Below are 9,463 nucleotides of genomic sequence, written 5' to 3' on the forward strand. Positions count from 1 at the left end.
GATGTGCGATGTCTGGCACGCTGATTGCTCCGTACGGGAGTCGGGGGCGTGGGTGGATGTCGTCGGGCGTGCGTTGGTGGTGGGGATCGGGCGTTTCGCGGCGGACGGGTCGGGGGGCGAGGTTCCGGTCGGCGCGTCGGTGTGGTCGGAATTGCCGTTCGTGGACGAGGTGGTGCCGCCGGTCGTGGCCGCGCTGAACCGACTCGGGTATACGACCGATGTACACATGGACATCGGTTCGGCCGCTTTGCGCGTTGCGGTGGCCGGCGCAATCGGGACCGCGCGGGTCGTCTACGTGGCGTCCCACGGGCAGGCGAGCGGTTCGAACCCCGATCGTGTGGATGTGGTTCCCGCGGACGCCCGGGTGGGGCATGGCACGAACGCCGCACAATGGGTGGACGACGCGCAGGAACTGGGTGTTCCGACGTTGTTCCTGTTCGACTTGTGCCGGGCCGGTCGCGCGGCGGCATTACCGCACTTGGTGCACCGGTCGGACTCGCCGGCAAACGCGTGGGTGATCGCCGCGTCGAGCGGGCACGAGAGCGCGTACGACGGGCGGTTCAGCGTCGCCCTTGCCGAGGTGTTCGATGAGATCGCTCGCACCGGGTTGGACACGGACCCCGCACGGTCGCACGTGCCGTTCTCGACGGTGGCCCGCAGAATCCGCCGGCAGGTGGAGGGGATGCCCGGGACGGTGCAGAGCGTGCAGAGCACCGCGATGGTCCTGGCCGAGGACGAGCCGGACCTGCCGTTCTTCCCCAACCCCGCTTACGATCCCGCAACCGCCCGCGCGGCCGGTGTGGATCCCATGCTGCGGGTGTTCCTCGACCCTTCGGACGCCCGGCACTTCACCGACCGGGCCGGTACCCGGTTCACCGGTCGACGCTCGCAACTGCGCCTGCTCGCACCCTGGTTGGACGACGTCGAGGCGGGTGGCCTGCGGGTGGTGACCGGCAGTCCCGGGGTGGGGAAGTCGGCTCTGTTGGGGGCGTTGGCATGCGCCGCGCACCCGGAGTTGGTGGAGGTCGCGCCGCACGTGCGCGAACGCCTGGACGCCCGGGACGCGTCGGGGTGTCCCTCGGTCAACGACAGATTGGCCGCCGTGCATGCCCGGGGTCGCACCTCTTCCGAGGTGTTCGCGTCGATGGCTCGTCAACTCGGCATGGTGCGCGCGTCCGGCGTGTCGATGGGCACGACGGTGTGCACGGGCCTGCTGCGCGAGCGGGGCGAGGTCCCGGTGGTCGTGGTCGACGCCTTGGACGAGGCGTCCGACCCCGGGGTGTTGTGTGCGGAGCTGATCCGGTTGGCGGACGTGCGCCGCCCGGACGGCAGGGCGGGAGTGCGCCTGTTGGTGGGCACCCGGTCGTGGCCGGCCTTCGCGGCTTTGCTCGACCGGGCGTCCGCGGCGGGTGGGCTGCTGGACCTGGACACCGTCGATCGTGCCGAGATCCGCCAGGACTTGGCGGACCACCTCAATGCTCGCCTCGCCGACCTGGCCGGTTACGCTCCGCCTCGCATGCGTGCGATCCGACATCGTCTCGCCCAGGCGATCGCCGATCGCCTGTCTCCGCACTCGGATCGGAGCGCGGAATGGGGGGCGTTCCTGGTGGCCGAGATCTTCACCCTCCACCTGACCCGGGTCCCGGTGCCGGCCGACCTCGACGAGGCGGGAGAGTTGGGCCGTTCCGTGCCCACGACGCTGCCGGCGGTGTTCGACTTGGACATGGCCTGCCGTCCGGATGGTCCCGGCATCCGCGCGGTGCTGTCGGCATTGGCGCCGGCCCGGGGCGAGGGCATGCCGCTGGAGGTGGCGCTGCCGTTGGCGGGCCTGTTCGCCGACGTCGATCCCGAACGCGCGCGAACGTTCCTGCCGGACGCACTGTTCTACCTGCGTGCGATCCCCGACCGGGAGGGAACCCTGCTGTACCGCCTCTTCCACCAGGCACTCGTCGACCATCTCACCCGACAGCCCACGCTCGATTCCGCGACGCCCACCCCCGGCGACGTCCTGGACCATCTCCTCGCCACGCACACCACGTTCGACGGCCGCATCCGCACTTGGGACAGCGCACCCCCCTACCTCGTGCGCCACGCTCTCGCCTACGCCGAAGCCGCCGGCCGCCTCGACGAACTCCTGGTCGACACCGAGTACTTGGTCCACGGCGACCCGGCCGTACTGGCCCCCGCATTCCTCGATGCCAAAACCTCCGGGGCGCTGCTGGCCCGTGCCGTCTACCGCACCTCCATCCACGACCATCACCACGCCGACCCCGCCACCCGCCGTCGCGTCCTTGCCTTGGACGCGACACGGTTCCGGGCGGCGGCTCTCGCGTTGGCCTTCGCGGACAAGACCGAAGCGGGCACCTGGACGGCCGTCGTGCGGACGGCCGATCCCTTCGAGTACGAGCGCAGGGACGCCCGCACCGAACGCGCCGGGGCGGTGAATGCGATCGCGTACACGGTCCGGAACGGGCGGCTTGTCGCCGTCACGGGAGCCGACGACCACACCGTGCGGGTATGGGACCTGACCACGGGAGTACTCCTCGGTCACCTCACCGGACACACCGGGACGGTGAATGCGGTGGCGTGCACTGTTCTGGATGGTGACGAGTTGCTCGCCGCCGTCACCGGATCCGACGACCACACCGTGCGGGTATGGAACCTGCGCGACGGACGGCAACTCGGCGATCCCCTCTCCGGGCACACCGGGACGGTGAATGCGGTGGCATGCACCTTCGTGGAGGGGCGGCCCGTCGCGGTCACCGGATCCGACGATCGCACCGTGCGGGTATGGGACCTGGGCCGCCCGGGACCCGACGCGCCACTCGGGCGATCCGGCGAACCCCTCACCGGACACACCGGGTCGGTGCTTGTGGTGGCGTGCACCACCTGGAACGGGCGGCCCGTGGCCGTCACCGGCTCCGCGGACGGCGACGTGCAGGCATGGGATCTGGCCGCCGAACAACGCATCGATGGATTCCTGCTGCCCGCTCCACCGGGCGTGTTCGGCAGAGAAGTCGGCGAACCGTTGTTCGTCAGTTTCGCTGCGGACGTCGCGCTCTTCGTGCGCCGGTCCCCGACATGGTCGAACCGCCTACGCCTGAACCCGCCCACTGCTTGGGACATTTCGTGACACGGTCCATCGTGGGAGTCCACGGCACAGGGAACTCGCGCTGCGGCGAGACACCCGGTGAAGCGGCCGAAACCCTGGACCGGGCCCGGCACACCCACCTCACCACGGCACTCCACCGCGCCGGAGCCGGCGGACCGACACCCGAGGCGTCCGGGGCCTACTACGCCGACCTGCTCGGCAAACCCGGCAGGCAGGATGCCGGCGACGCTCTCGACGACGACCCGGGCCCTCCGAAACCGAGTTCGCGCGTCAGGGGTCGGACACGGTCGACCGGCCCCGGGACGTCGCCGCCGGCGAGCGGACCATCGGGCCGCGCCAAGACGTCGAGATCCTCGCCCGCTCGCGGCTCCTGGGCCCGATTGCCCCGAAGTCGTGCGCCGCGATCTTCTGCCGTCAGGTCCCCACTTGTCTGAAGGTCCCCGAATGCCCGGCTCACGCCACTGCCCGGTCCCGGGTGACCGACGCCCTCGAAACCGCAGGCGTCCGCGTGGTGATCGCCTACTCTACGGCGAGCGGGCCCGCACCTCCGTCGTGCTGATCGACGAAGTCGTCGACGGGGGCTGGGGCGTCGCCGGCACCGTCCTGACCGCCATCATGCTCAACGGCAAAGCCTGACCTGCACCCTCCGTGCGGGCTCGGCGCCGTGGTGCCGCCCGGCCCCACCCTGCCGGGCCCCGCACTGCCGCGCCCCGCCCGAGCCACCTGCGGGCCCACCTCGGCCGGCTCCGTAGCCGACGACTGCACGGCGAACACGCGGGCCCACCGCCGAGTCGATTCGCCGACCGTCCCCCGCCGCTCACCGCTGCCGGAGGATGGCGGCGGGTCCGTAGGCGGTCGGTGGGCGGCCGAGAAGGTTTCCGAACGCCGTGGTGAAGGCGGCGGGATTCTCGTAGCCCAGTGCGGTCGCGACCCGGGCGACCGGCGCCCCCGCGGCCAGGTGGCGCAGCGAGTGCAGCACACACGCACGCTGTCGCCATTGGGTGAAGCTCAGACCCGTGCCACTGCGAAACAGGCGGCTGAGCGTGCGTTCGCTCACGTTGAGGGCTGCTGCCCAGCGGGCGGGCGGGTCATGAATATCGGGACTTCGGAGAAACGCGTCGCACAGTCGACGCAGCTCCCGATCGGCGGGAAGCGGAAGATCGAGCGGAAGCGGTGTGAGGTTCCTGATCTCGTGCAGGAGCAGATCGATGAGGATGGCATCGCGCCCATGCTCGGGGTAGCGGGGTTCCATCTCGACGGCATCGAGGATGAGTTCCCGCAGCAACGCGGAGACGTCGACGACTCGACAGCGCGAGGGAAACCACGGGACGGCACTCGGCTCGATGTAGAGGCTGCGCGTGCCGACTCGCGTCATGGTGACCTGGTGCGCGGTCATGGGCGGGATCAGTACGGCGCGGTGCGCGGGCACGGTCCAGGTGCCGTCGACGGTCTCCACCTGCATGACGCCGGTGACGGCGTAGAGGAACTGGGTCCGGCGATGCTCGTGGAACGGGAGCAGGTGATCGGGGGGATAGTCGGTGCCGATGGCCAGCACGGCACGATCGAGGCCGTCCACTTCCGCGACGGGGATGTTGCGCATGTGGCGACGCTACCCTTGCTGTCCGCTACGCGTAAGAACATGGCGATCGATCGATTGCCCGCCGGCCAGGGGCGTCCGTAGCGTTCCTGCAGTGCTCACTCCTCTTCTTGTTCTCCTTCTGTTCGGCTGCCTGACGGGCGTCACGACGGTGCTCTTCGGTTTCGGCGGCGGGTTCATCACCGTCCCGGTCGTCTACGCCTTCCAGACGGTCACCGCGGATTCCGGTACCGATGCGATGCACGTCGCGGTGGCGACGTCGACGGCGGTCATGCTGGTGAATTCGCTGACTGCGACCCTGGTGCAACTGCGCCTCGGGCGGCTCCGTCGCGAGTACCTGTGGCCGCTGCCGGCCTTCGTCGCGATCGGCGCCGTCGTCGGTTCCGTCGCGACCACGTGGGTCGACGGCCCGCTGCTGCACGTGCTCTTCGCCGCCTATCTGGTCGTGACGATCGTCGACAGTCTGCTGCGGAAGGGGTTCGTGGTACCCACACACGCCGTACGGCCGGCGCCCCTCGGCCGGCTCACCACCACCTTCGGCGGAGCCGGCATCGGCGCGGTCGCCGCGTGCCTGGGAGTGGGCGGAAGCGTCATGACGGTCCCGCTCCTGCGGCGCAGGGGTCTCCCGATGGCCGAAGCGGCCGCGATGGCGAACCCGCTGAGCCTTCCCGTCGCCGTGGTCGGGAGCATCGTGTACGCACTCGCGGCCGGCTCGTCGGCGCATGCGGGCCGGGTGGGTTACGTCGATCTGATCTCCGCCGCGGCCCTGCTCGGCGGTTCGCTGCCCACCATCGCCGTGGTGAAGCGCATCGGCCGCCGCGTCCCGGATCGCGTTCACTCCGTTGCCTACATCGCCCTGCTCGTACTCGTCCTGTTCATGATGGTCCTGACCGGGATGTGATCCGGCACCAGGTTCCGGGCCTGGCCCGCCGGCCAGGCAATCCAAGGAGCCATCCTGTACACCGGTTCACCCTGGTACGGCCGCACCGTGGGTGTCGATCGAAGGAACCATCGCGTACACCGATTCACCCCGGTACGGCCGCCCCAGGGCGTCACCGGAACGGACCGTCGGCTCCCCCGCTGCGCCGCCGCCCGTCGCGCACCACGGGCGGCACGGCGGGCGCCCTGTCTCCCGGAGGACGAATGCGCTTGCCGGAGCGCTGCCCCTGACCGTCCCGAGCGTGGGAGGCGAAGGCATGCCCGCCCGTTGCCGGGGATCGCGGCCGGGGCCGGCCGCGATCCCTTGATCCTCCGGTCGCCGGCTCGCGTCGCCCGACCGGACTCCGTCGAACTCGGCCGAACTCGGCCAACGTGCAAGCGACTTCCGGGCGCGGCTTCTAGGCTGGGTCGGTGACTTCTCCGTTTGCGGTTTCCCGAGGTGAACAGCGGTTCGTCGACGCGGCGCAGGACCTGGCCCCACGGTTCGCGGCGGCGGCGGACCGGCATGATCACGAGGCCACTCTCCCGCTCGCCAATCTGACGGCCTTGCACGAGGCGGGGTTGGACCTGGCCGCGATGCCTCGGGACCGGGGCGGTGCCGGGCTGTCCTACCAGGCGCTCGGGGAGATCCTGCGCATCGTCGGCAAGGCGTGCCCGTCGACGGCGTGCGTGTGGACGATGCATCTGGGCGCGGCGCAGGCGCTGGTCGGCTTCGGACCGCCCGTCTATGCGGACGAGTTGGCGGCGGGCAAACGGTTCGCGAACGCGTTGTCGGAGCCGACCGGCGGGAACCTGTTCCTGATGCCGCTCCAGCGAGCCAGTCCGGTGGACGGCGGATTCGAACTGGACGGTGCCAAGCGGTTCGTGTCCGGGTGTGAGATCGCGGATCATTTCCTGGTCAACGCACTGGTCGAGGACGGGCCCGCGTTCTTCGGGGTCGGCCGGGACGACAGCGTCGAGATGGTGTCGATCTGGGACTCGATGGGCCTGCGCGGCACCCGCAGCCAGTTGGTGAACTTCCGCAACACGCTCCTGCGTCACGAGAACCGATGTCGCATCGTCGACCCGACGGCGCCGAACATCATCGCGCTCGGCCTGCCGTGGCTGTCGATCGGCGTGGCCGAGGCCGCGCTCGACGCGCTGGTCGACCATGCCCGCAAACGCGTCGTACCGACCACCGGCAGGCCGGTGGGCGACATGCAGTGGGTGCACTTCGACGCCGCCGACGCCCATGTCAAGCTCCTGGCCGCCCGCACTCTCGCGGAACGCGCCATGTGGCTCGCCGACCGGGGCGCGCCGGGCACCCTGGATGCCGCCGTGGAGGCGAAGCTGTACGCCAACCAAGTGGCCAAGTCGATCGCGGAGTTCGGGCTCCGGGTCGGCGGCGGCTCGGGGTTCCTGCGATCCTCGCCGATCCAGCGGCACTTCCGCGATGCCCAGGCCGGCGCACTGATGGCCTTCTCGGTCGAGGTCTGTCGGGATCTGATCGGCACACGCCTGACCGGCGGCGAACAGCCCTGAGATCGACCCCATCACGCAGGCATCCCGGCGAACCGGCCGCGACGATCTTTCGCAGCGCGCGGCTGCGGCGCGTCCCCGACCCATGGCCCATATCGCCGACTCGACAGGTGTTTCCGGCCGGAGCGCGCGCGTGTCGGTCGAGAGCTGCGGGTCGGGGAAGTCCCTCCGCCTGCGGCTCGTGCGGCCGGTGTGCCGGGCGGGGGAGACAGTCCCACCACACTTGACCAGGGCGACGGGCGGGGGGCTCCGGGGGCGCTGGTTCGCCGGATATCCGAGACGATCCGGTAGGGGTACAGCAGGTTGACCACCGGCGAAGACCCTGTGGCGACTGTGCATGGCGCCCGACAGCCGGGGAAACGGTCGGCCCCGGATCCGTCGGGGCGTTGCTTGCGACTGTCCGGAATCAGCGAAGGGCGGTCGGCGTTTGCAGCTATCGATGCGAAGTTCGCGCCGGCCGCGCCCCGGTCGTCCCGGGACACGCGCCCTGCCGGCGGATGAACCACCGAAGGACACATGAGCACAGAGCGATACCACATCTCGGTCCCCGACCACGTGCTCGACGACCTGCGCGAGCGGCTCGTACGCACCCGGTTCACCACCGCGACGGACGCGGCGTACGGGGCGGCCGGGGTCGATCCCGGCGACCTGCGCAAGCTCGTGGCGTACTGGGCGGACGGCTTCGACTGGCGGGCGGCCGAGGCCCGACTGAACGCGTACCCGCACTTCCGCGCCGAAGTCGGCGGCCGCAAGGTGCATTTCGTACACATGCGCGGCAAGGGCCCGGTCGGAGGGCCGGCGCCGCTGCCGCTGGTGCTCAGCCACGGATGGCCGAGCAGCTTCGTGGAGATGTTGCGGATCGCCGAACTGCTGACCGACCCGGGCGCGCACGGCGCGGACCCGGCGGACGCGTTCGACGTGGTGATCCCGTCGCTGCCCGGGTTCGCCTTCTCCGAGCCGCCGAGCGGCCCGTTCACGCGGCGCGCCGTCGCCGAGACATGGCACACGCTCATGGCCGACGTACTCGGCTACGGCCGCTTCGGCGCGGAGGGCGGCGACATCGGCAGCGGGATCACGCAGTGGCTGGGCGCGCTGTTCCCGAACGAGGTGGCCGGCGTGCTGGTCACCTCGTCGGTGGTCCCGACCGACTTCGGTGCGGCGCCGCCGACGCCCGAGGAGCAGGCGTTCCTCGACGCGCTGGCCGTGTACGACGCCGCCGACGGCGGCTACAGCGGGATCATGTCCACCCGCCCGGACACCGTCGCGGCCGCGCTGGTCGACTCCCCGGCGGGGCTGCTGGCGTGGATCGTGGACAAGTACCGCGACTGGAGCGACTGTGGCGGCGACGTGACGACGCGCTGGGACCGCGACACGCTGCTGACGGTGGCGACGCTGTACTGGACCACCGGGTCGATCGGCACGTCGTTTCGCGAGTACTACGACTGGCCGCACAACCGGTCGGTGCCGCCGATCACCGTGCCCGGCGCCGTGACGCTGAGCAACGAGCCGGCGTTCCGCGGAATGCCGCGCGGCCTCGCCGAGCGGATCTTCACCGACCTGCGGCAGTGGCACACCCCGGAGCGCGGCGGGCACTTCATGGCCCACGAGGAGCCCGAGCAACTGGCCCGCGACCTACGGGACTTCTTCCGACCGCTGCGGGAACGAGACTAGCCCGGACGAGTGGCTCCGACGTTTCCGCTCTCGCCTGGTCGGCTGGTGGGGGTGTGAGCGCAGAGCCGACGACCTCCCACGGCACCATGGAGGTCCGACCTTGAAGGAGTGCCACCGGTGCGACTGGTTTCCGATCCCGTGTTCGGCGAAGTGGATCTCACCGCTTCAGCGGAGGAACCGGCCGCTCCGGCAGACGCGGTGGCCGAAGGCGACGGGTTCGTCGGCTCCACGTCACTGTCGGACGGGGACGCCTTGGCAGGGATCGGAGTCAGGAGGGTTTCCGGCCTCGGGCTTCGGATGGAACTCGACGCCTCGCGGCAGGTCCTGGTGATCAGCGGCGATCCCGGTGTGGTGGGGCCGGCCTACGGCTCGAACGGTCGTTTCCCCATTTGCTCGCGCACGGTGACGACTGTGGGGTTGAGGAGGGTACGGCGTTGCCAGTTGGCGCCGTCGACGACGAGGGTGTGGCCGGAGATGAAGCGGGCGTAGGGCGACGTCAGGAAGGTCGCCGCCCAGCCCAGTTCGCGTACCCGGCCGACTCGCATCGCGGGTTGGCAGGGGTCCTTGTCGTGGGTGCGGGCGAGGTTGCCCTTGATGTCGGCGGTCATGTCCTCGTGGGGGAACAG

Annotated in this window: 7 protein-coding genes; 5 read left to right on the forward strand and 2 right to left on the reverse strand. The window is 70.6% G+C overall.

The features are described from left to right. Positions 1–52: 52 nt before the first annotated feature. Positions 53–3,133 carry a hypothetical protein gene (locus tag ACFXMF_RS21490; protein ID WP_379988142.1) on the forward strand — a complete coding sequence of 1,027 codons (3,081 nt, stop codon included), beginning with the start codon at positions 53–55 and terminating at the stop codon, positions 3,131–3,133. Positions 3,134–3,556: 423 nt separating this feature from the next. Then, entirely contained in the window at positions 3,557–3,748 is a 192-nt protein-coding gene (locus ACFXMF_RS21495) for a 4-oxalocrotonate tautomerase (RefSeq protein ID WP_379988143.1), read from the forward strand. Positions 3,749–3,929: 181 nt separating this feature from the next. Here ACFXMF_RS21495 and ACFXMF_RS21500 read toward each other — a convergent pair whose 3' ends face one another. After that, positions 3,930–4,712 (reverse strand): helix-turn-helix transcriptional regulator, encoded by a 783-nt coding sequence (locus ACFXMF_RS21500; protein WP_360315444.1) that lies wholly within the window; start codon positions 4,710–4,712, stop codon positions 3,930–3,932. Between the two features lie 91 nt (positions 4,713–4,803). Between ACFXMF_RS21500 and ACFXMF_RS21505 the strand changes: the two genes are divergently transcribed. The 3 genes from ACFXMF_RS21505 to ACFXMF_RS21515 all read left to right on the forward strand — a co-directional run bounded on the left by ACFXMF_RS21505 (position 4,804) and on the right by ACFXMF_RS21515 (position 8,837). Continuing rightward, positions 4,804–5,610 carry a sulfite exporter TauE/SafE family protein gene (locus ACFXMF_RS21505; RefSeq protein ID WP_360315446.1) on the forward strand — a complete coding sequence of 269 codons (807 nt, stop codon included), beginning with the start codon at positions 4,804–4,806 and terminating at the stop codon, positions 5,608–5,610. 449 nt (positions 5,611–6,059) lie between these two features. Next, entirely contained in the window at positions 6,060–7,169 is a 1,110-nt protein-coding gene (locus ACFXMF_RS21510) for an acyl-CoA dehydrogenase family protein (protein ID WP_379992736.1), read from the forward strand. A gap of 513 nt (positions 7,170–7,682) precedes the next feature. Further along, positions 7,683–8,837 carry an epoxide hydrolase family protein gene (locus ACFXMF_RS21515; RefSeq protein ID WP_379992737.1) on the forward strand — a complete coding sequence of 385 codons (1,155 nt, stop codon included), beginning with the start codon at positions 7,683–7,685 and terminating at the stop codon, positions 8,835–8,837. A 362-nt stretch (positions 8,838–9,199) separates the two neighbouring features. Here the strand turns inward: ACFXMF_RS21515 and ACFXMF_RS21520 are convergent. Then, positions 9,200–9,463: SDR family oxidoreductase (locus tag ACFXMF_RS21520; protein WP_379992738.1), on the reverse strand; the 264-nt coding region annotated here is incomplete at its 5' end.

Source organism: Embleya sp. NPDC059213 (assembly GCF_042754445.1).
Classification (GTDB): Bacteria; Actinomycetota; Actinomycetes; order Streptomycetales; family Streptomycetaceae; genus Embleya.

Coding starts and splice junctions, on each gene's coding strand:
- ACFXMF_RS21515 (WP_379992737.1), top strand. CDS start 7,683: ATGAGCACAGAGCGATACCACATCTCGGTCCCCGACCACGTGCTCGAC.
- ACFXMF_RS21500 (WP_360315444.1), bottom strand. CDS start 4,712: ATGCGCAACATCCCCGTCGCGGAAGTGGACGGCCTCGATCGTGCCGTG.
- ACFXMF_RS21495 (WP_379988143.1), top strand. CDS start 3,557: ATGCCCGGCTCACGCCACTGCCCGGTCCCGGGTGACCGACGCCCTCGA.